Consider the following 20,827-nt stretch of genomic DNA (forward strand, 5'->3'; position numbering starts at 1 on the left):
AAATATTTTTCAAAATGTATTTGCCAAAGAGAAAACTCTTTGTATATTTGCGCCCAGTTTTAGCGAGCGGTTTCGCAAACTTGTATCACACAAAGAAAAGGATAATACAATGCCCGGACAGAAAAGAACATATCAGCCTTCAAAGAGAAAGAGAAGAAATAAACATGGATTTAGGGAGCGTATGGCATCCGTAAATGGAAGAAAAGTTTTAGCTCGTAGAAGAGCTAAAGGAAGAAAAAAACTTTCTGTATCCTCTGAACCGAGACACAAGAAATAATGATATTATTTTTTAAGAAATATATAGGTGTTACTTTTTATAAGTAACACCTTTTTTTATGTCAGATTTGTACTGATATTTGTAACAATTTAATGCCAAAGTTTTAAAGAATACAACTAATGCCCAAAAGAAAAGATTTAAAATCCATACTACTGATCGGTTCCGGTCCAATCGTTATAGGTCAAGCTTGTGAATTTGATTATGCAGGTTCGCAATCATTACGTTCATTACGAGAAGACGGTATTGAAACTATTTTAATTAACAGCAACCCTGCTACAATCATGACGGACCCTTCTATGGCCGATCATGTGTATTTAAAACCGTTGACTACCAAATCGATCATTGAAATTCTAAAGGAACACCCTCAAATTGATGCAGTGCTACCCACTATGGGTGGTCAAACTGCTTTAAATTTATGTATAGAGGCAGATGAAAAAGGAATTTGGAAAGACTTTGGAGTAGATCTTATCGGGGTAGATATTGATGCCATAAATATTACAGAAGACCGTGAAAAATTTCGTGAGCTAATGCTTAAGATCGGTGTTGGCATGGCACCGCAAGCTACGGCCACTTCCTTCTTAAAAGGTAAGGAGATTGCACAAGAGTTTGGTTTTCCTTTGGTAATTAGAGCATCATATACCTTGGGTGGAGCAGGAGCTTCAATAGTTTACAAAGCAGAAGATTTTGATGAACATTTAAGTCGTGGTCTGGAGATTTCCCCTATTCACGAGGTAATGATAGATAAAGCCCTTATGGGGTGGAAAGAGTATGAATTGGAGTTGCTACGGGATAAGAACGATAACGTAGTTATTATTTGTACCATAGAAAATATGGATCCCATGGGTATCCATACCGGAGATTCCATTACGGTTGCTCCGGCTATGACTTTATCCGATAGAACTTTTCAAAAAATGCGTGATATGGCTATCCATATGATGCGTAGTATTGGAGATTTTGCAGGAGGGTGTAACGTTCAGTTTGCTGTTAGCCCAGATGATGAAGAGGATATTATTGCTATTGAGATTAACCCAAGGGTTTCGCGTTCATCGGCATTGGCCTCAAAAGCTACAGGTTACCCTATTGCTAAGATTGCTACCAAGTTGGCTATTGGGTATCACTTGGACGAGTTGGATAATCAGATTACAAAATCAACATCTGCTTTATTTGAACCAACACTAGATTATGTAATCGTAAAAATACCAAGATGGAACTTTGATAAATTTGAAGGTTCCGATCGCACGTTAGGTCTTCAAATGAAGTCTGTAGGTGAGGTTATGGGTATTGGACGTTCATTTCAAGAAGCGCTACATAAAGCAACTCAATCCTTAGAAATAAAAAGGAACGGATTAGGTGCAGATGGTAAAGGGTATAGTAATTACGACCAGATTATTCAGAAATTGACTGTTCCTAGTTGGGATAGGGTCTTTGTAATTTATGATGCCATTCAATTGGGTATTCCTTTGAGAAGGATTCATGAGATTACCAAGATAGATATGTGGTTCTTAAAGCAGTATGAAGAACTTCATTTGCTAGAAAAAGAGATTTCTACCTACACGATTGCAACGCTTAACAAGGAGTTGATGTTGGAGGCCAAGCAAAAAGGTTTTGCCGATAGGCAAATTGCCCATATGCTGGATTGCTATGAGAGCGAGGTACACAAAAAACGTACGGAAGAAATGAACATCAATAGGGTCTATAAATTGGTAGATACCTGTGCCGCCGAATTTAAGGCGATGACTCCTTACTACTATTCTACTTTTGAAGCGGAAATAGAAAAACCGGATGGAACACGTTATGTTGAGAACGATAGCGTTGTTACCGATCGTAAGAAAATTGTTGTTCTAGGTTCCGGACCAAACCGAATTGGACAGGGAATTGAGTTTGATTACTGTTGTGTTCACGGTGTACTTGCCGCTGCTGAATGTGGTTATGAGACCATAATGATAAACTGTAATCCTGAAACGGTTTCAACGGATTTTGATACGGCGGACAAGCTTTATTTTGAGCCTGTTTTTTGGGAGCATATCTATGATATTATCCGTCATGAGAATCCAGAAGGTGTAATTGTTCAATTAGGTGGGCAAACCGCACTGAAACTTGCGGAGAAACTAGAGAAATATGGTGTTAAGATATTAGGTACCAGCTTTAAGGCTTTGGATCTTGCGGAAGATCGTGGTAGCTTCTCAGAACTTTTAAAAGAAAACAATATTCCTTTCCCTGAGTTTGGGGTTGCAGAAACGGCAGATGAGGCTTTGGCTTTAGCGGATAAGCTTAATTTCCCATTATTAGTAAGACCATCCTATGTTCTTGGAGGTCAAGGAATGAAGATTGTAATCAACAAAGAAGAGTTAGAAGAGCATGTGGTGGATCTTCTTAGAAAGATACCGAACAATAAGTTGCTTTTAGATCATTACTTAGACGGTGCTATAGAAGCGGAAGCCGATGCAATCTGTGATGGTGAAGATGTTTATATCATTGGTATAATGGAGCATATTGAGCCTTGTGGAATCCACTCTGGAGACTCTAATGCTACCTTACCACCGTTTAACTTGGGCGAGTTTGTCATGCAACAGATAAAAGACCATACCAAGAAGATTGCTTTAGCTTTGAACACGGTAGGTCTGATAAATATTCAGTTTGCTGTTAAAGATGATATGGTTTACATCATTGAAGCTAACCCAAGAGCATCCAGAACAGTACCGTTTATTGCAAAAGCTTATAAAGAGCCTTACGTAAATTACGCTACCAAAGTAATGCTAGGGGATAAGAAAGTAAAAGATTTTGATTTTAAACCAGAGCTAAAAGGTTTTGCCATTAAACAACCGGTCTTTTCTTTTAATAAGTTCCCTAATGTAAACAAAAACTTAGGTCCTGAAATGAAGAGTACGGGAGAGAGTATTCTCTTTATAGATAGCTTAAAGGATGATGAGTTTTATAACCTTTACGCTAGAAGGAAGATGTATTTGAGCAAGTAATTTGTTTGAAGTAAATATCAGAAAAGCCGTAACAAGATAGTTGTTACGGCTTTTTTTTATAGCTTAAATATGTTCTGTTTTGTTCATGGAATTTGCTAGTGAAGTAGGCGATTAGTTAAACCATACCGCGTAACGTTTTCGGCGTAGTTCCAATGCTAGGGTTTCTTCCATTTTTAAAGCCTCTGCTCTGGTGTTTAGAGATTTAATATGGTTGTAAAGACTTGGTCTTAGGTAGGAACCGTATTTTTTTACAATGCTGGAAGAAAGATTGTGTCCCTTTTTGCTTAAGCTTCCCTTTTTATGTTGTTCAAAACGTTCTTTGGGTGTTTTGCTGGTCATACCTACATACAGACATTCTAAAACTCCATTAAATTGTGGATTTGCTTCACGAAAACGTCTGTTTTCCGTGAAAACTTTTTTAGAAAGTTCTATAACGTAAATCTGATATTGAGTTTTGGCCATTTAAAAATGGATTATTTAATGGGATAAATCCATTTCCTCTTTAGGAAGGTGTTTAAAAATAATTTTCAAAAATTCGGTAAGGTTATAGGGTTTGTGTATGACATCGTCCATTCCGGAATTAAGTATTTCCTGTGTTCCTTCTTCTAGCTCAACGGCTGTAAGTGCTATAATTGGGATGTTCTTATTGAATTTACGAATCATCATCGTGGCTTCCATACCATTTATATTAGGCATGTTGATGTCCATCAATATTAAATCGTATGCGTTGGACTTGCACATGGCAACGGCCTGTACGCCATCATTTGCTAAGCTGGACTTGATATGATGTTTCTCTAGGGTTTTCTGTGTGACCTTTTGGTTTATTTTATTGTCATCAACAATCAGAACATGGCTTGTATGGCCATTTTTTAATCTCTGTGATAAGTTAGTATCGCCATTAAGAATAGATACTGCTTTATGTTGCTCAGTTTGTTTTTCTAGTGTTAATTCAAAACTGAATTCCGCCCCTTCGTTAGGATGACTTGTAAGTTGAATTTCACTTCCGTAAAGGTCTAGAATCTTTTTTACAATGGTTAGACCTAAACCAGTACCTGTATAACTATGGTTTTTATTTTCTATTTGGGTGAACTCTTTAAAAATTTCCTTCTGCATATGCAAGGGAATCCCAAGACCATCATCCTTTATAGTGAATTTTACCACGGTGTTTTCATTCTTAGTAGTTTCAACTACAACGAGGCTTAGCCAAATATTACCGTTTTCGGTGAATTTAATCGCGTTGCCCATTAGGTTGATAAGCACTTGGGAAAGCCGTATAGGGTCGCCAATTAATTTATTGGGGATGTTCTCGTCAATATGAAGGTGCAGTTTGTTGCTGTTCTCGTGTAGCGTAAATTCAAAGGAACGTACTATATTCTGTATAAGGGTATCCAATTCGTAAGGCACTTTAGATAGGCTAATGGCTTCAGCATCCATCTTACTCAAAAGCAATACATCATTAATGAGCGCTAATAAGTAATCCGCAGAGAACTTTAAAGAATTTAAGTCGTCCGCATAGGCTTTTAGATTTTGGTCTTCTTTAAGCAATGTAGATATACCTATCACTCCATAAAGAGGGGTTCTAAGTTCATGACTTACGGTAGATAGGAACTTGGTCTTTACTTTAGAAAGTTTTTCGGCTTTTTCGTTGGCAAGTCTAAGCTGTTTGTTCTTTGCCATCAACCTATTGATGTAAATCTTTCGGGTTTTAAAGAAAGTAATAATGCCGAAAAGGGCTAAAACAAGAATAACAATGGCAATAATAAGAACAGTGGTAAGCGATTTTGATTTGGAGATTAACTCCTCTGCATAGGCTTGTTCCTTTAAGGCAGACTGTAGTTCTTTATGTGCTTGTTCTAAATCGTATTTAGCTCGTGCCTTCTCGGTTTCCTCTAGTTTTTTTAAGGTGTATGCCTTTTGCTTGTAGAGATTGTGTTGGTCTAAATTGGCAAAGGCTTTTTTATAATCATCCGTTTCACTGTAGAGTTTGGATAAATCTCCGTATGCCTCTATGGCAAGGTCTGTATTATCATTTTCATTGGCAAACGATGCAATTTTCTCCAACTTTTGAGTTGCCGCATCGTACTTCTTTTTAGCAAGGTAATATTTGCCATGTAGCAAATCCATGTACAATCTGTCCAGGGAATCTACTTCTTGCAAAGAAAGCTCCTCTGCTTTTTGTATGTAGTGAGCCGCATTATCCAGTTGATTGTTGTCTAAGTATGTCCAAATAAGATTTATGTACGTAAGGTATATTTCGTCGTAATCTTGGGCTTTTTGATTTAATTCTATGCTTTCCTTAAAATAAGCAATGGCCTTGTTATAGGTTTGTTTATTCTCGGAGTAAAGGATTCCCAAGTTTAAGGCTCCCCATGCTATTAAGCTGTCCGTTTCTGTGGCTCGTGCCAGCTCTAGGGCTTTTTCAGAGTAGATTTTGCCTTTTATGGTGTCTTCGGTTTCGGAATAAATTCCGCCTAAAATATCGTAGCCTAGGAACTCGTAATAATCATAATCGTACTCATGTCCTTTTTCTATTAGGGTAGCGGCGTATTTAATGGCGTCTTTATAGTTGTATTGATCGTAGGCCTCGTTTGACTTGTTTACGTAAAATTCCAAGGTATCCCGTTGCCATTCCGTTGAGTTTTGAGCTAAGGTGTTAGTCAAATGGGAAAGAAAAAAAACAATAATAAGTAATCTGAATGGGCTCATAAAATCTTAGGGGCCAATAAGAAATTTCGGGGTTGGCCTTTTTTGACGAGCTAATATAAGGATTTGCTTCACAATATATTACGAAGTAGTCAATAGATCGATGGAAGGTATCTTGAAAGATAGGACGTAATGGCCCTTAAGTATATTATTCTGCGTCTACTTCTATTCCCTCTGTAGTAAAGGAAAATGCTTGTGCACCCAAACCACCAACCATTACTGCTTGAAATAAGGGGTTTATGGGATGTTTGGAATACCAATCTATGATAAAATTGGCACCGCTACCTCCAGAAGTATCCTGTTGTTCTATAACATAGTCAATAGACTCCATAGGGCGGAGATAAATGGCTTGATCCAGGTAACTCCTAACCAGGTCACCTCCTGTATTGTAATAATCTATAGTGGTGATGAACAGGCTATCTTTTAAACTGGTATTTCTAATGCTTAATGTGGCCGTCAATAAAGTTCTTGAGTCTCTGGTCTGGTTATAAATATCCGAATAAATGGGTACGTAGACTTGTTTGGTAAGAGGGTCGACGGCAGCACCATCGACCCTTCTAGTTAAAGTATGTTCATCAAGAACCTTTACTGGTTGCTCTTCATTTGCTTGTTTGCAAGAGGTAACCAGAAAAATGAGTATAAGAACACAGGTCTGGCCCCAAATAGAATTTTCAATTAAAAAATCCCTATTGTTGTATTTGCTCATGCCTTTATTGTTCTAGTCTCATTGAGTTAGGTTAATGGTCAACTAATTTTATTCCCATTCTGTATGGAAAATACCCTCTTTGTCTAAACGCTCATAAGTGTGAGAACCAAAGAAATCCCGTTGTGCCTGAATAAGATTTAACGGCAATCTACTTGATGTATAGGCATCAAAATAGGTAAGCGAGTTAGAAAGGCCAGGTAAAGGAATTCCGTTTTTGGCTGCGTGTGCTACCAATTTTCTAGCAGAGCCAACACTGCCTTTTACTTTGTCTATAAACTGATCAGAAAGTAAAAGGTTCGGAAGGTCCTTGTCCGCTTCAAACGCATCTGAAATATCAGCTAATAATCCCGCACGAATAATACATCCTTCACGCCAGATTTTTGCAATTGTAGCTATATCCAAGTTGTAATTGTATTCTTTTGAAGCATCGGCTAATTGGTGAAGTCCTTGGGCATAAGTTATGATAAAGGAGAAGTAAAGGGCTTCTTCTGCCATTTTCTCTAATTCTTCCTTGTCTAATTTTTCAACTTCTGGACGGTCGTACAATTCGTCTGCCTTCACTCGCTCTTCTTTTAAGGCTGATATTTCACGCATGCTAACGGCAATATCTATAGAAGGAACGGGGATACCCAAATCCATTGCGTTTTGGCTGGTCCATTTTCCGGTACCTTTTTGTTTTGCACGATCAGATATCTGGTCTAAAAGCCCCAATTTACTTAAGTTAAGCTCATCTTTCTGAATAAAGATTTTAGAGGTAATCTCAACAAGAAAAGATTGTAAACGGCCCTCGTTCCATTTAGAGTAGGTAGTATGAAGCTCCTCGTTGGTATAATCCCCGGCCTTTTTAAGCAGGTCATATACTTCCGAAGTTAATTGCATAAGTCCATATTCAATACCATTATGAACCATTTTTACGTAGTTTCCGGACGATTTTGGACCTAAATATGCAACACAAGGTTCGCCTTTGTATTTTGCGGAAACCGCCTCAAAAATAGGTTTGATATGTTGGTAGGCAGATTTTGAGCCTCCAGGCATGATGCTTGGCCCTAGACGAGCACCTTTTGCACCACCCGAAACACCGGCTCCAAAAAAGTTAATGGCCTTATCATGAAGATAGGCTTCACGACGGTCAGTATCCGTAAAAAATGAGTTTCCACCGTCTATTATGATATCACCGCGATCTATATGAGGTAAAAGACTTTCTATAACTGCATCTACAATTTTACCAGCAGGAACCAAAAGCATAATTTTTCTGGGTTCCTTTAACGATTTAACGAATGTTTTGATGTTCGTAGAGGCATTAACCTTGGCCTCATGGCCTCCTTCTTCCTTTAAAGCCGCTACTTTTTCAGCGTCTAAATCGTATCCGTAAGCAGAAAAACCATTGTCTGCTACATTTAATATAAAGTTACGGCCCATAACACCAAGGCCTATTAATCCAAAATCATATTTTTCTTCCATTTCCTAATTTTAAAATTAAACGATCAACGTTCAAATTGTTCTTTTTTGGTAGGTACAACCAAAATTAAACGAAATTATTGAAATGTAAGATTATCTTAGGGTAAACTCGTTGGTATTACTGCATCTTTTCGATACTTTTAACCTTTCAAATAGTATTAGGATATTATCTCATTATGAATAAAACAGAAAATCAAATTCTTGTGATATTTGGCGCTTCTGGCGACCTTACGGCAAGAAAACTTGTACCCGCACTTTTTAATTTGTATCAGGCCAATCAACTTCCTGAAAATTTTGTGGTACTAGGGGCAAGTAGGAGTGATATGACCGATAGCGCTTTTAGGAATAAAGTGGTATTAGAGAGCACTTATTTAGAGGATAAACTTAAAGGTCTAAAGGAAGAGGAGGTAAAGAACTTTGCGGATAAATTCTTTTACGAAGATTTAGGAGGGAGTTATGACACGGACTATGGTCGCTTGAGAAAGAGGGTTGAAGACTTAAAGAACAAATACCAAACATCTGGTAATATCATATACTACCTTTCTACGCCACCTACATTATATGAAACAATAGCTCAAAACCTTGCAGATGCAGGTATGAGCACCCAAAACAATGGTTGGAAACGCTTAATTGTTGAAAAACCTTTTGGCTACAGTTTGGATACTGCCAAACAGCTTAATAGCGGCCTTCAGCAATTTTTTAAGGAACATCAGATATATAGAATAGACCACTATTTAGGTAAGGAGACGGTACAGAACCTATTGGTTACCCGTTTTGCCAACAGTATTTTTGAGCCTCTTTGGAACAGGAACTACATACACCACGTAGAAATTACCAATGCAGAGAGTGTTGGTGTGGAGAAAAGAGGAGGATATTATGATAAATCCGGTGCCTTACGGGATATGTTCCAGAACCATTTATTGCAGATTGTTTCTTTGATTGTTATGGAGCCGCCTATAAGCGATGCTCCGGAAGATATACGAAACGAAAAGGTAAAGGCGCTTAAATCGCTCAGGGTTATGAAAACCGAGCAGGAATTATTTGATAATACCATTAGGGCGCAATACACCAAATCCGTTATAGACGGAGAAGAAGTTAAAGGTTATCGTGAGGAAGAGGGAGTGGATAAAGATTCTACCACGGAAACCTTTGCGGCCATTAAGTTCTTTGTTGATAACTGGAGATGGAAAGATACACCGTTCTACGTTCGCACCGCAAAGAGAATGCCTACCAAGGCAACGGAAGTGGTGATTCACTTTAAAACCCCTCATCATCAAATTTTTCAAGACTCCGGGTTAGATAGCAAGGACAATAAATTGGTAATCCGTATTCAGCCAGATGAAGGTATTCTATTGAAATTTGGTGTAAAAGTACCAGGTCAGGGCTTTAAGGTAGAACGTGCTAATTTAGATTTTTACTATTCTAGTTTAGCTGAAACCCATGTAATGGATGCGTATGAGCGCTTATTGTTAGATGCTATGCAGGGTGATGCAACCTTATATGCGAGAGCTGATGAGGTTGAGGCGGCTTGGGAATTTGTAGACCCTATCTTAAAGTACTGGGAAAACGGCAAAGATGTGCGTATGTACGGGTATGCCGCCGGTGTTTGGGGCCCTGAAAATTCTCATGAGCTCATAGATGGTATTGGTGAGTGGAGAAATCCAGGTCCTAATCTTACGGACGACCCTGGTTTTTGTGTCATTTGCTAATTAAAGTAAAGGCCCTTTTTAAAGAAGGGCTCTTTTGTTCATTTAAATAAAAGTATGGAATTAAAGATATATCAAGATAAAGTTGAAGTTGCTCAAGAGTTTTCAAAGTATTTTGCAGAGCAGACCAAAGGAAACGAACCTTTTCATGTAGCGCTTTCGGGAGGAAGCACGCCAAAAATAGTTTTTGATGTACTGGCCGAAAAGTTTGGAGCTAGTATAGATTGGAAACTGGTGCATTTTTATTGGGGAGATGAACGCTGTGTACTTCCTACGGATGATGAAAGTAATTATAAAATGACCGTAGAGCACCTTTTGTCAAAAATTGATATCCCAGAGAGCAATATTCATAGGGTAGAAGGAGAGAATGACCCTGAAAAGGAAGCGGAGCGTTATGCTCAAGTATTGAAAAATGAACTTCCGGCCAAAAACGGATTCCCTCAATTTGATTTAGTTATTTTGGGTATGGGAGATGATGGTCATACAGCATCTATTTTTCCACATGAAATAGAATTGTGGGACTCAGAAAACCTTTGTGCAGTTGCCGTTCATCCAGATTCTGGTCAAAAACGAGTTACCATAACCGGGAATGTCATCAACCACTCTAAAACTGTAGCCTTTTTGGTAACAGGGGCCAGTAAAGAGGAAAAGGTAGGAGAAATTATAAATAAGGAAGGTTCGTACACTTCGTACCCTGCCAATTTAGTGGCACCTACAACAGGAGATTTACTTTGGTTTTTGGATAAGGCCGCGGCCGCTAAAATTACCGAAGGGCAAGTTTAACATTTTCGTTGCTAAGACTCTCTAAATGCATTTCCATTTTAAATTGTGAAGAGTCAAACTGAGTGTCTCTTGAAAAGGCCTCTTCTTTACGCTGTTTACTTCTGGAAAAACGTCTAACACCTTGTTCGTTTTCTAGAAGTAAGCCGGGTACGGGAACACTTTTCCCGTTTTCATCTTTCGCTACCATAGTAAAATAGGAAGAGTTGCAATGGCGCTTTGTACCCGTGGTTATGTTTTGCGATTCTACACGAACCCCCACGACCATAGATGTTTTTCCCGTATAGTTAATAGAGGCTCTAAGCGTTAACAGTTCACCCACTTCTACAGGGTGTAAAAAATCTACACGGTTAACGGATGCGGTTACACAGTACCGCTGCGAGTGTTTGGAAGCACAGGCAAAGGCAATTTGGTCCATAAGATTAAGAATATGACCACCATGAACCTTACCCCCAAAATTAGAATGGGAGGGGAGCATAAGCTCTGTTATTGATACTCTAGACTCGTTAGCGCTTTTAAACTTTTCCATTAGTTTCTAAAATGAGGTGATTGTTCTTTCTGTACGTCGGTAATGAAATATTTACTATCGCCCAACCAAAGAAAGGTGGCAAAGCGCTCTACATAGTGCAATTTTACATATTGGCCCTGATATTCTTGAAGCTTCTCTATTACTTCTTTATCCTTGTCCAATACAGAAAAAGAAAAGATTTGAGCTCCGGAAATACCTTGACTTATCTCGCCTTCCCAAGTTTTTATGATAACTCCTTTGTGGCTTATTTTTATTAGCTCTCCAGAGCGTATACCATCGCTATATGGTACAAAGTAAATAAAGGCATAAACAATAGCGAAAAGGGCTATAATAATGCCCAGAGTTACAAAAAGCGACTTTTTCATGGTTTCAGTTTTAGTTCGCTTTCAAAATCATCGTCTTGAGCGCGTTTTAATATGGGTTCGGGAATGGATTTTTTAGCCTTGGCACCCATTTTCTTCAATTTTTCTATGCTAATAACAATGTTGCCCCGCCCTTCTACAAGTTTGTTCATAGCTCCTTTGTATTCAGATTTGGCCTCGTCCATTTTCTTACCAACTTTGGTAAGGTCGTTTACAAAACCTTCGAACTTATCATAAAGAGCTCCCGCCTGTCTGGCAATCTCTATGGCGTTGCGCTGTTGCTTTTCATTGTTCCACATACTGTCTATGGTACGCAGGGTAGCAAGTAAGGTAGATGGGGTAACTATAACTATGTTCTGTTCAAATGCTTTGTTGTATAACGTAGGGTCATTGTTTATAGCAATGGCAAAAGCAGGTTCTATGGGTACGAACATGAGCACAAAATCCGGACTTTCCATAGCGTACAGGTCTTCGTATTTTTTTGAAGAAAGCTGGTCTACGTGACGCTTAAGGGAATTAATATGGTCCTTTAGGAATTTTTCGCGCAGGTCCTCTTCCGCGTTTACGTACCGCTCATAATCGGTAAGGGATACTTTGGAATCAACAACCATCTTTTTCCGATCGGGTAGGTTAATAATAACATCTGGAAGTACTCTTGAGCCATCTTCTCGGGTAAAACTTTGTTGCACGGAATATTCCCTGTCTTTTTCAAGACCGGATTTTTCCAATACACGTTCCAGAACCAATTCCCCCCAATTTCCTTGCATTTTGCTGTCGCCTTTTAATGCCTTGGTAAGGTTCTCTGCTTCTTGGGTGATTTTTAGGTTTTGTGTCTGCAGGTTTAAAAGTTGCTCTTTTAAGGCTGAATGTATGCTGATGTTCTCCTTTTGGCTCTCTTCAACTTTCTTTTCAAAAAGTTGTATTTTTTCATTTAAAGGGGATAGGATGTCTTTAATGTTCTTTTCGTTACGCTCCGTAAACTTTAAACTTTTCTCCTCTAAAATCTTGTTGGCAAGATTTTCAAACTCTTTGGTAAACTTTTCTTGAAGCTTTTCTACCTCGTCTTTTTGTTCTTTGTTTTTTAGTTGAAGGTTCTCTAAATCGGCCTGGTAACGTACAATCTGGTTGCCCAGTTGTTCTTTTTCACTCTGCAGTTGCAGTTTATGTTCTTCACTGTCACGTAGCCGTTGCTCCATAACACCAAGATTGGCATGTAATTGTTGTTCGCGTTCTTCAAGCGCACTCTGGCTGCTTTTTGTCTTTAAATTTTGAATATAGTTTCCTAGGAAATAACCTGCCGCAAGACATACTAGTCCTATTAATAAATATATAAGGTAAATGTTCATTTGTAAAATAAAGTGTTCGGGGGTAAAGATACGAGATTGGCTTTAAAACCAAACATCACTCTTACGTTACTTTTTTATCCTAAAAGAACCTGTCTTTGGGTCAAAAGCAACGGTATCGGAAGGGAATAACAACTCAAACGCTTTTTGTTCAATTAGTTCGCAAGGTTGTCCAAAATAATTTTCTTTTCCATCTAACAGAACCATTTTGTCGCACAGCTGAATAGCCATTTCAATCTCATGGGTAGTAAATAGCACAATTTTTTTTGTGGAATGTGCAATGGAACGAAGCAGTTTTAAAATCTGTATTTTATGGTAAAGGTCTAGATGCGTAGTGGGTTCGTCCAATAGGATGATAGATGTATCTTGGGCTAAAGCCCGGGCAATCATAACACGTTGCAATTGCCCGTCGCTTAGCTCATAACATTTTTTATCCTGAAGTTTTTCAAGCTGTAGGGATTTTAGGGCTTCTTTTATTTTTTGTTTGTCCGTTATTGTAAGAGTGCCCAGCCAATTGGTATAAGGCTGTCTTCCTAAAGCCACTAATTCAATAACGGAAAGGTTTTTAGAGGCAATAGGCTCCGTAAGAACCATGCTTATCTCAGCTGATAGGTCTTGCGGAGAGTAAGCGGCAATAGGTTTGCCCTTAACCGCTATATGGCCGGCCAGCTGAGGTTGTGAATTGCCCAGGGTTCGCAATAAAGTAGATTTTCCAATACCGTTCACGCCAACTATGGCCGTAAGCTCACCGGGCTCCAGGCCAAAAGTAATATTTTGGGCAATAGCATTGGAGCCATATCCAATAGATAGATTGGCAGATGAAAGCGTACTATGTTTTTTTAAGAGCCCTATGACGATTTTTTATTAAAGTTGTTTTTTGATTTTCTTTGGTAACTTGTTGATGTTCTTTATCTTGATATTCTTGTAATAAACCTCGCAGGCTTCGGACTGAAACTGTATTTTTCCTTTTGTCAGTGATTTTGCGATACCTTCTTTGTTGTATTCTTTTGCATTTTCTAGAACCATAACCACTTTTCCGTTTACAATATGGTAGGCCTTATCCTCTATGCAGATAAGTTCCAAACGGCTCCATTGCCCATGCGGATTTTCAAAATTAGCAATTCTTCTACAACGGCCATTACCGCCGGTTTTAAAAGTGCGCATTTCGCCATTTGGGTCATAGAACCAAAACTCTTTTCCGTTGTCCATTCGTTTTGTAGCCTTGATGTCCATGCTAACACCGGCCAGCGGAAAGAAATCACCACAATCCGTTTCTTGTACTTGCATTTCCGGGGCACGCATCCAAACGTTCCAGAACTGTCCGTGAGGTTCTTGGGCGTGGTAGAGTACACCACTGTCTCTTTTATCTTTTAAGCGTGGTTCGTATTTTTTCGTTCCCCATTTTATATCAAAGATCAAATGGTAGTTTTCATATTCTTTTTTGGTACTTAAACCTCCGTAAATTTCACCGCTTACATTTAAAATGGTTTCCTCGTTTTCCTGAGTGGTGGTAAAGACATTTAAAGGGTCATTGTTGAGTCCAATTGGTGTGCCGTGCATACCGTCTCCTTTTTCATAGCCTTCTAGGTCTAATGACGTATGAGGTACACCCATGAAAATATCCCAGTTCGTAAGGTCTTTGTCCAATAGGTTCTCCCATCCTTTATCGTTCTTTTGAGCGTTCAAGAAATAGGTTGTAGATACAAGAAGAAGCAGGTAAATTAGTTTAGTTTTCATTGGTGTTGTTAAGATTGATTTAAAGAAAAAAGTTCAATAGTTCATTACTTGTAAAACTATAGGATTAGGAACAACCAGAGTATAACATATGATCTTATATGTATAATTTAAAGCTTAAAGAAAGGAACAGTTGTTAAAACACCATCTTTCTTTTTCTAATTAACAACCAGATAACTACAGGAGCTCCTAGAATGCTTGTAATTGCGTTGATAGGAAATACTTCGGCACTATTAGGAAGTTGGGCTATAGTATCACAAATAAGCATTAAAATGGCTCCATAGATTAGAACGGCAGGAAGTAAAATGCGATGTTCCGTGGTATTAAAGATTTGGCGCGTTAAATGTGGTACGGCCAAACCTATAAAAGCAATGGGACCGGCAAACGCGGTAACTACTCCGGCCAATAAGCCCGTTGCAATAATAATTTGATACCGTGAACGAATTAAATTTACGCCCAAACTTTTTGCATAGTTTTCTCCCAGCAAAAGGGCGTTTAATGGTTTTATGCACAATATGGCAAGAAGTATTCCTAAAAGGATAATGATGAACAGTAGACCCAATTGGTGCCAAGATAGGTTGCCAACACTTCCAAAAGACCAGTACACGAACTGTTGAAGCTTCTCTGCATCCGTAAAGTAAGAAAGCACACTCACTATTGCAGCGCTAATACTCCCGAACATGAGTCCTATTATCAAAAGGGCCATAGTGTCCTTTACTTTGGAAGCCACAGTGATAACGGCCAAAAGCACCAGAAAACTACCTATACTGGAAACAATGGCCATAGATACATCCGTAACTAGACTCAACCCGAATAATGATGCCAATGTTGATGACCCCATAATTAAGAAAGCGGCACCTAAACTGGCCCCGGAGCTAATACCCAGTACGAATGGGCCTGCCAAGGGGTTCCTGAACAAGGTTTGCATCAAGAGCCCGCTTAAGGATAATCCTGCGCCTACCAATATAGCCGTAAAAGCTTTGGGTATTCTGTAGTTCCAAATGATATATTCCCAAGCGGTATTTTCTATTTCTTTGCCAAATATGGAATGTAATGTTTCCGAAAAGGGAATAGAAACCGACCCCAAAGAGACGTTGACCCCTAATGCAACTACTAAAATAGCAATCAGGAAAATAAATGAATTACGGTATGTTTTAGGGTCTTGCAATTAGTTTAAAGGCTTAAAGAAAAACAGTTCGTGGTCCGGAAGCAATTCTGGATGAAAAATGTGGATAAGGTCTTTTAGTACAAGGTCTGGCCGCATAGGCCCCAATTCATAGTATAATAAACCGCCTGTTTCTCCTTTGGCAATTGTATTGGAAAAAACGGTTTTGTCCTTGTAAGCCTTAAATTGAGTGTAATGTTTGTTGGATTCTTTTACTTCTTCATAGGAGGTAAGCATAGAAGGGTTTAGCCAATAATCTGCATCTTGTGCAGTGGCTAGAACAGATTCCAAGCTCAGGCCAATTCCCCCTGTTTCGGGAGTTTCTTTCCATAAATAATCGGTTTTGGCATCCCTTAAAAATTGTGCCATCCAGCTTTTTCCTCCAGCAACATGCCAAACGTCTTTGTATAGTCCGCCTGTAAGAACCGTAGGTTTTTTGGTAGTACGATTAGCAATATCTTTTGTTTGTAAGTAAGACTTTTCTATAGATTTAAATATACTGTCCGCTTTAGTTTCCAAACCAAAAAAAGGAGCAAAAAACTTAAGCCATTCCGCTTTTCCTAAGGGAGATTCCTCTGTCCAGTCTCCATTATAAACCACAGGAACATTAGAACGAATTAAGGTTTCGTACGCCTTATTCTGATTGTTAATACCAAAACCTACAACTACATCAGGTTTAAGGTTTAGGGTAATTTCTGTATTCAACGTTTCATTGTTCCCTAGTTCCTCTATATGCCCATTATCAATTCGTTTACGTGTCTTTTCAGAAGAAATTAAATCTGTATTGGGGAAGCCAACCAGTTTGTTGGTTACGCCCAAGGCTTCAAGGGCTGGTATATGAGTTGTAGAAGTTACGATCAACCGTTCTATGGGTACGGCAACAACAGCATCATATTCGTCCTTATTAAACGTAATTGAGGCCAATTTACTTTTTGGAATCAACGCATATTTAAAGGAAGTGTCCGCTCCAGGCCAAGCAGATGAGACTTCAATAGTGGTTAGTCCGTTACTGGAGGTCTCAATTGAAAAACCTTTGGCATGGCTAATTTCAATTTCTGTTGAAGGCTCAAGTGGTAATTGCGAGTCACTTTTTTTATCGGTCTTACAAGCGATAAAGAAGCAAAAAAATAGAATTAAGATGCTGTTTTTCAATGGGTTTGTTTTGTTTCTGTAGTTAAGGTATGGCTCTATTATGGCATTAAAGGTACATTCTTTATGCCCTAAGAAAAAAGTGGCGGGCTAAATATTTTTTGAAAGAGGAGGTACGTAACCCACTAATTGTCATTGTGCTATTAAATTAATTTTAAGGGAGTTTAAAAATAGTTTAAGGCCTGTTAATAGTTCATTATATTTGATGCTTAAAAAAATTGTAATGAAGAAAATTTTATTTGTTTTAGCCTTAGTTGTATTTGGCTCGTGTAGTGATGATGAAAAAGTAGATTATGTAGCCAAGAACGAGGAGGAGATAAAGGAATATATTGCGGCCAATGGTTTAAATGCCACCAGGAGCGATAGTGGACTCTATTATGTAGTTGAAGAAGAAGGAACGGGAGAACGACCAAATTTTAATTCGGATGTTACTGTGGCGTATAAAGGTTACTTTACGGACAAAGAAGTTTTTGATGAAAGTAGTGCGGAAGGTATTTCTTTTAACCTAAGACAGGTAATTGCCGGGTGGACAGAAGGAATCACCTATTTTAAAGAAGGAGGAAACGGTATTCTTTTGGTACCTGCGGCTTTGGGTTATGGAAACTCTGATAACCGTGGTATTCCTGGGGGGTCCGTACTTATTTTTGAGGTTAAGCTTTTAGCCACTAATTAAGACGTTTTTGTAAAAAGCACATCTATTTTGTTCTACATCGTTTGAGAACGGACTTTTTTTAGGGTTGCAATTTTGAACGAATTGATTACCTTCGCCGCGAATTTTGGTTCGATACGGTAGCATATACTTTGTCGATTAAAAGGGAATCCGGTTAAAATCCGGAACTGTTCCCGCAACTGTATGTTCTTGCCAAGAATTTCTTGGTACCTCTTAATGAGGGTGTTGTTTTCTTCTACACCACTGTCCATTTAAATGGATGGGAAGGTAAAATAACATGGAACAAGTCAGGAGACCTGCCAATTTCATAACCTTAAACAAGACTTTCGGGTAAAAGGTCTTTAACGGTATGAGAGATTATAAGCCATTTTTGATTATTCATATTTTATTATGCACTATCCTTTGTAATGCCCAACAGGAAAGCATAACTGTTTTGGATGAGGTCATTCTTACAGATGTTCGGCTTTTGCATTTTTCAAATGGAAAAGTAGACATCCTAAATGACTCTGTAGTAGACCGTAACGGTAGTTCCTTAACGGACCTGTTACAATTTAATTCTAATGTGTATTTGAAAGAAAATGGATTAGGAATGATTTCTTCTCCATCTTTTCGTGGAACTAACGCATCACAGACGGCGGTCATCTGGAATGGTATCAATATTAACTCACAACTTACTGGACAAACCGATTTTAATACAATTATACCAAGAAATTACGGGGCAGTAAGTGTTAGAAGTGGGGGTGGGAGTGTGCAATTTGGTAGTGGAGCAATTGGGGGTAGTATACACTTGAACGACTTGTTTAGATTCTATAAACATTCTGAACATGAGTTGCTTTTTAGTTACGGAAGCTTTGATACAAGGAATTTTAACTATCATACTTCTATTGGAGACGCGAAAACCACAGTGGGTTTTGGAGTAGGCTATCTTGAATCAGAAAATAATTATAAATATTTGGGAACAGACCAAAGAAATGAAAATGGAGCCTTTAATAATGTCAATGTCAATACAAACATAGGGTACCAAATAACTGACGGGCAATTACTAAAGTACTACCACAATACTTTTATTGGCAATCGTGACTTTTCAGGCACTATCACCGCACCTTCAAATTCTAACTATCGGGATTATAATTCCCGTAACCTTTTGGAATGGAGTAGCTTTAATGCAAGACGTATTCATCGGGTTAAGCTTGGTTATCTGTATGAAAAGTACAAATACTATGATAACAAGGAAAGAGAAGACTTTTCCTTTGGAAATACAAATACGTTTTTGGTCAATTATGATTATAAAATTAATTTTAAAAATGTTGTCCTTAATGGAATTGCCGATTATAATCATATTGAAGCAAAAGGGACTTCTATTGAAAATGGCAAGAGAGAAACACTTGCTGCAACCCTTTTATTTAAGCACGATTTAGGTGATAGAATTACCTATGGAGCTAACTTGAGAAAAGAATTTATAAGTGACTACAAAAGCCCATTAATTTACTCATTAAACGCTAGATATTCTTTTAGTCCTCAACACGCTGTTTATTTTAATGCTTCAAAAAATTATAGGGTTCCTACATTCAATGAAGTTTATTGGATTTTAGGTGGGGGGGCAGGTGGAAACCCGGATATTAGGCCGGAATCTTCTTTACAGGCAGAAATTGGGCAGGCCTTTAAAAAAGAGAGTTATACCTTTCAATGGGCTGCTTTTTATATTGATTCAGAGGACCTAATACAATGGAGACCTAACAATATGGGAATTTGGTCTCCGGTCAATATCAAAGACGCATTAAACTATGGTCTAGAAGTTTCTTTGATATTCTCGCAAAATTGGGGGAATCATGATGTTAATTGGGACAATAGTTACGCGCACACTAAGGCGGTAGATTCAGAGACAGATAAAACTTTAATGTATGTGCCCCAACATAAGGTAACTTCTAGTTTAACGTATGCATATTCGGACTGGCGCTTATTTTACCAATTATTTTTTAATAGTAGCGTATTTAGTACTTCGGATAATTCTGGGTCGTTGCCAGGCTATTCCGTTTCAAACCTAGGGTTTGGAAGAAATTTTAGAATGAAGCGGAAGTTGAATATGGAAGTGTTAATGCAAATAAACAATCTATATAATAAAGAGTATCAAAATGTGGCTTTTAGGCCTATGCCAAATAGAAACATACAATTAAAGTTAAAGTTGAAAATTTAAAAAAACAAAATGAAAATGAAAAAGGTATCAATTTTAGTAGCCATGGCGGCTTTATTTGCAGTTAGTTGTTCTGATGATGACGATGAGGTTATAATGGAAGAGGTGAAGGGAGATTACCAAAATGGAATTTTGATAAGTAATGAAGGTCCGTTTAACAATGGTACTGGAACTGTCACATATATATCAAATGATTCATTACTTGTTAAAGAGACTATTTTTAAGGCAGAAAACAATGAAGATCTTGGCAACATTGTGCAATCCATGGCTTTTGATGAAGACATGGCATATATTGTAGTTAACAACTCACATAAGATTCATGTGGTCAACCGGTATACGTTTAAAAGTGAAGCGATCATAGAAGACGGACTTTTAAACCCTAGGTACTTTACTGTTGCCAATGGTAAGGGATACGTTACAAACTGGGGTGATACGGCCGATGAAACGGATGATTACGTAGCCATTATTGATTTAGAGTCCAATGTAGTATCAAAATCCATTCCTACCGAGTTAGGACCAGAGGCAATTACTTCCAATGAAGATTTTGTATATGTTGCACATCAAGGGGCTTTTGGCCAGAACAATAAGGTTTCTATCATAGATGTCTCTACTGATGTGGTGTCAACTACGCTCACTGTTGGTGATTTTCCCAATTCTATGCAATGGGATAATGCTGGAAATTTATGGGTGTTAAGTAGTGGAGCTCCAGCATATACTGGAGAAGAGACCAATGGCACACTTGCAAAAATTAACACGTCAGACAATACGTTGGCACAGATTTTAGATTTTGAAACTACAGAGCATCCTGGCGATTTAAGTGTGGAAAATAACACATTATATTTTGGCATGTCTAATGCGGTTTATTCATTTGATTCTGGATCAGAGGCATTGCCAACCGAGGCTCATATAGCCGATGTCTCGTTTTATAGTATGACTGTTAATGATGGTAAGCTTTATGGTACAGATGCAAAAGACTATGTTAGTAAAGGAGACTTATATATTTATGATTTAAGTACTAAGGAGTTAATCAGCACCATTGCTGTAGGAATCATTCCAGGAGGTATATATTTTAATTAAAC

The 20,827-nt window shown here is 38.2% G+C and carries 18 protein-coding genes and 1 riboswitch; of the genes, 7 read left to right on the forward strand and 11 right to left on the reverse strand.

Annotation, left to right across the window (positions count from 1 at the left end):
- Positions 1–109: 109 nt before the first annotated feature.
- Both rpmH and carB read left to right on the forward strand, forming a co-directional pair.
- Complete coding sequence (rpmH, locus tag SJY45_RS01215; protein WP_072991142.1) at positions 110–277, forward strand: 50S ribosomal protein L34; 168 nt, start codon at positions 110–112, stop codon at positions 275–277.
- Between the two features lie 119 nt (positions 278–396).
- Entirely contained in the window at positions 397–3,252 is a 2,856-nt protein-coding gene (carB, locus tag SJY45_RS01220) for a carbamoyl-phosphate synthase large subunit (RefSeq protein ID WP_400072993.1), read from the forward strand.
- Between the two features lie 111 nt (positions 3,253–3,363).
- On the opposite strand, the gene SJY45_RS01225 is transcribed toward carB, so the two are convergent.
- The 4 genes from SJY45_RS01225 to gndA all read right to left on the reverse strand — a co-directional run bounded on the left by SJY45_RS01225 (position 3,364) and on the right by gndA (position 8,122).
- The gene (locus SJY45_RS01225) at positions 3,364–3,714 is read right to left on the reverse strand and encodes a ribose-5-phosphate isomerase (protein WP_400072994.1); all 351 of its coding nucleotides are present in this window, start codon (positions 3,712–3,714) and stop codon (positions 3,364–3,366) included.
- Positions 3,715–3,729: 15 nt separating this feature from the next.
- Complete coding sequence (locus tag SJY45_RS01230) at positions 3,730–5,958, reverse strand: response regulator (RefSeq protein WP_400072995.1); 2,229 nt, start codon at positions 5,956–5,958, stop codon at positions 3,730–3,732.
- 145 nt (positions 5,959–6,103) lie between these two features.
- The gene (locus SJY45_RS01235) at positions 6,104–6,661 is read right to left on the reverse strand and encodes a DUF3124 domain-containing protein (RefSeq protein ID WP_400072996.1); all 558 of its coding nucleotides are present in this window, start codon (positions 6,659–6,661) and stop codon (positions 6,104–6,106) included.
- Positions 6,662–6,709: 48 nt separating this feature from the next.
- Positions 6,710–8,122 carry an NADP-dependent phosphogluconate dehydrogenase gene (gene gndA, locus SJY45_RS01240; protein ID WP_215438969.1) on the reverse strand — a complete coding sequence of 471 codons (1,413 nt, stop codon included), beginning with the start codon at positions 8,120–8,122 and terminating at the stop codon, positions 6,710–6,712.
- Between the two features lie 173 nt (positions 8,123–8,295).
- Between gndA and zwf the strand changes: the two genes are divergently transcribed.
- The gene (zwf, locus tag SJY45_RS01245; RefSeq protein WP_215914637.1) at positions 8,296–9,828 is read left to right on the forward strand and encodes a glucose-6-phosphate dehydrogenase; all 1,533 of its coding nucleotides are present in this window, start codon (positions 8,296–8,298) and stop codon (positions 9,826–9,828) included.
- Positions 9,829–9,882: 54 nt separating this feature from the next.
- A complete protein-coding gene (gene pgl / locus SJY45_RS01250) occupies positions 9,883–10,608 on the forward strand; it encodes a 6-phosphogluconolactonase (RefSeq protein WP_400072997.1) in 726 nt (241 codons plus the stop codon).
- On the opposite strand, the gene SJY45_RS01255 is transcribed toward pgl, so the two are convergent.
- The 7 genes from SJY45_RS01255 to SJY45_RS01285 all read right to left on the reverse strand — a co-directional run bounded on the left by SJY45_RS01255 (position 10,589) and on the right by SJY45_RS01285 (position 16,890).
- Positions 10,589–11,134, reverse strand: a complete 546-nt coding sequence (locus SJY45_RS01255) for an acyl-CoA thioesterase (RefSeq protein WP_215438972.1) — start codon at positions 11,132–11,134, stop codon at positions 10,589–10,591. The genes pgl and SJY45_RS01255 overlap by 20 nt on opposite strands.
- Positions 11,134–11,499 (reverse strand): 6-phosphogluconate dehydrogenase, encoded by a 366-nt coding sequence (locus SJY45_RS01260; protein ID WP_215438973.1) that lies wholly within the window; start codon positions 11,497–11,499, stop codon positions 11,134–11,136. The genes SJY45_RS01255 and SJY45_RS01260 overlap by 1 nt, the downstream gene beginning before the upstream one ends.
- A complete protein-coding gene (rmuC, locus tag SJY45_RS01265) occupies positions 11,496–12,842 on the reverse strand; it encodes a DNA recombination protein RmuC (protein ID WP_400072998.1) in 1,347 nt (448 codons plus the stop codon). Before rmuC ends, SJY45_RS01260 begins: the two co-directional genes overlap by 4 nt.
- Before the next feature lie 66 nt (positions 12,843–12,908).
- The gene (locus SJY45_RS01270; protein WP_400074284.1) at positions 12,909–13,691 is read right to left on the reverse strand and encodes an ABC transporter ATP-binding protein; all 783 of its coding nucleotides are present in this window, start codon (positions 13,689–13,691) and stop codon (positions 12,909–12,911) included.
- 12 nt (positions 13,692–13,703) lie between these two features.
- Positions 13,704–14,576: a DUF1080 domain-containing protein gene (locus SJY45_RS01275; RefSeq protein ID WP_400072999.1), complete on the reverse strand. Its 873-nt coding sequence runs from the start codon at positions 14,574–14,576 to the stop codon at positions 13,704–13,706.
- A 133-nt stretch (positions 14,577–14,709) separates the two neighbouring features.
- The gene (locus SJY45_RS01280) at positions 14,710–15,741 is read right to left on the reverse strand and encodes an iron ABC transporter permease (protein WP_215914633.1); all 1,032 of its coding nucleotides are present in this window, start codon (positions 15,739–15,741) and stop codon (positions 14,710–14,712) included.
- Positions 15,742–16,890: an ABC transporter substrate-binding protein gene (locus SJY45_RS01285; RefSeq protein ID WP_400073000.1), complete on the reverse strand. Its 1,149-nt coding sequence runs from the start codon at positions 16,888–16,890 to the stop codon at positions 15,742–15,744.
- Between the two features lie 220 nt (positions 16,891–17,110).
- Between SJY45_RS01285 and SJY45_RS01290 the strand changes: the two genes are divergently transcribed.
- From SJY45_RS01290 to SJY45_RS01300, 3 genes are all read left to right on the forward strand, one after another.
- Entirely contained in the window at positions 17,111–17,560 is a 450-nt protein-coding gene (locus SJY45_RS01290; RefSeq protein ID WP_215438978.1) for an FKBP-type peptidyl-prolyl cis-trans isomerase, read from the forward strand.
- Positions 17,561–17,647: 87 nt separating this feature from the next.
- A riboswitch (cobalamin riboswitch) is annotated at positions 17,648–17,876 on the forward strand.
- Positions 17,877–17,906: 30 nt separating this feature from the next.
- Positions 17,907–19,751, forward strand: coding sequence for a TonB-dependent receptor plug domain-containing protein (locus SJY45_RS01295; protein WP_400073001.1), 1,845 nt, complete (start codon positions 17,907–17,909; stop codon positions 19,749–19,751).
- A 15-nt stretch (positions 19,752–19,766) separates the two neighbouring features.
- The gene (locus tag SJY45_RS01300; protein WP_400073002.1) at positions 19,767–20,825 is read left to right on the forward strand and encodes a YncE family protein; all 1,059 of its coding nucleotides are present in this window, start codon (positions 19,767–19,769) and stop codon (positions 20,823–20,825) included.
- Positions 20,826–20,827 lie beyond the last annotated feature (2 nt).

Source organism: Zobellia russellii (assembly GCF_044597075.1).
GTDB classification, from domain to species: Bacteria; Bacteroidota; Bacteroidia; order Flavobacteriales; family Flavobacteriaceae; genus Zobellia; species Zobellia russellii.

Coding starts and splice junctions, on each gene's coding strand:
- rpmH (WP_072991142.1), top strand. CDS start 110: ATGCCCGGACAGAAAAGAACATATCAGCCTTCAAAGAGAAAGAGAAGA.
- carB (WP_400072993.1), top strand. CDS start 397: ATGCCCAAAAGAAAAGATTTAAAATCCATACTACTGATCGGTTCCGGT.
- SJY45_RS01225 (WP_400072994.1), bottom strand. CDS start 3,714: ATGGCCAAAACTCAATATCAGATTTACGTTATAGAACTTTCTAAAAAA.
- SJY45_RS01230 (WP_400072995.1), bottom strand. CDS start 5,958: ATGAGCCCATTCAGATTACTTATTATTGTTTTTTTTCTTTCCCATTTG.
- SJY45_RS01235 (WP_400072996.1), bottom strand. CDS start 6,661: ATGAGCAAATACAACAATAGGGATTTTTTAATTGAAAATTCTATTTGG.
- gndA (WP_215438969.1), bottom strand. CDS start 8,122: ATGGAAGAAAAATATGATTTTGGATTAATAGGCCTTGGTGTTATGGGC.
- zwf (WP_215914637.1), top strand. CDS start 8,296: ATGAATAAAACAGAAAATCAAATTCTTGTGATATTTGGCGCTTCTGGC.
- pgl (WP_400072997.1), top strand. CDS start 9,883: ATGGAATTAAAGATATATCAAGATAAAGTTGAAGTTGCTCAAGAGTTT.
- SJY45_RS01255 (WP_215438972.1), bottom strand. CDS start 11,134: ATGGAAAAGTTTAAAAGCGCTAACGAGTCTAGAGTATCAATAACAGAG.
- SJY45_RS01260 (WP_215438973.1), bottom strand. CDS start 11,499: ATGAAAAAGTCGCTTTTTGTAACTCTGGGCATTATTATAGCCCTTTTC.
- rmuC (WP_400072998.1), bottom strand. CDS start 12,842: ATGAACATTTACCTTATATATTTATTAATAGGACTAGTATGTCTTGCG.
- SJY45_RS01275 (WP_400072999.1), bottom strand. CDS start 14,576: ATGAAAACTAAACTAATTTACCTGCTTCTTCTTGTATCTACAACCTAT.
- SJY45_RS01290 (WP_215438978.1), top strand. CDS start 17,111: ATGAAGAAAATTTTATTTGTTTTAGCCTTAGTTGTATTTGGCTCGTGT.
- SJY45_RS01295 (WP_400073001.1), top strand. CDS start 17,907: ATGAGAGATTATAAGCCATTTTTGATTATTCATATTTTATTATGCACT.
- SJY45_RS01300 (WP_400073002.1), top strand. CDS start 19,767: ATGAAAAAGGTATCAATTTTAGTAGCCATGGCGGCTTTATTTGCAGTT.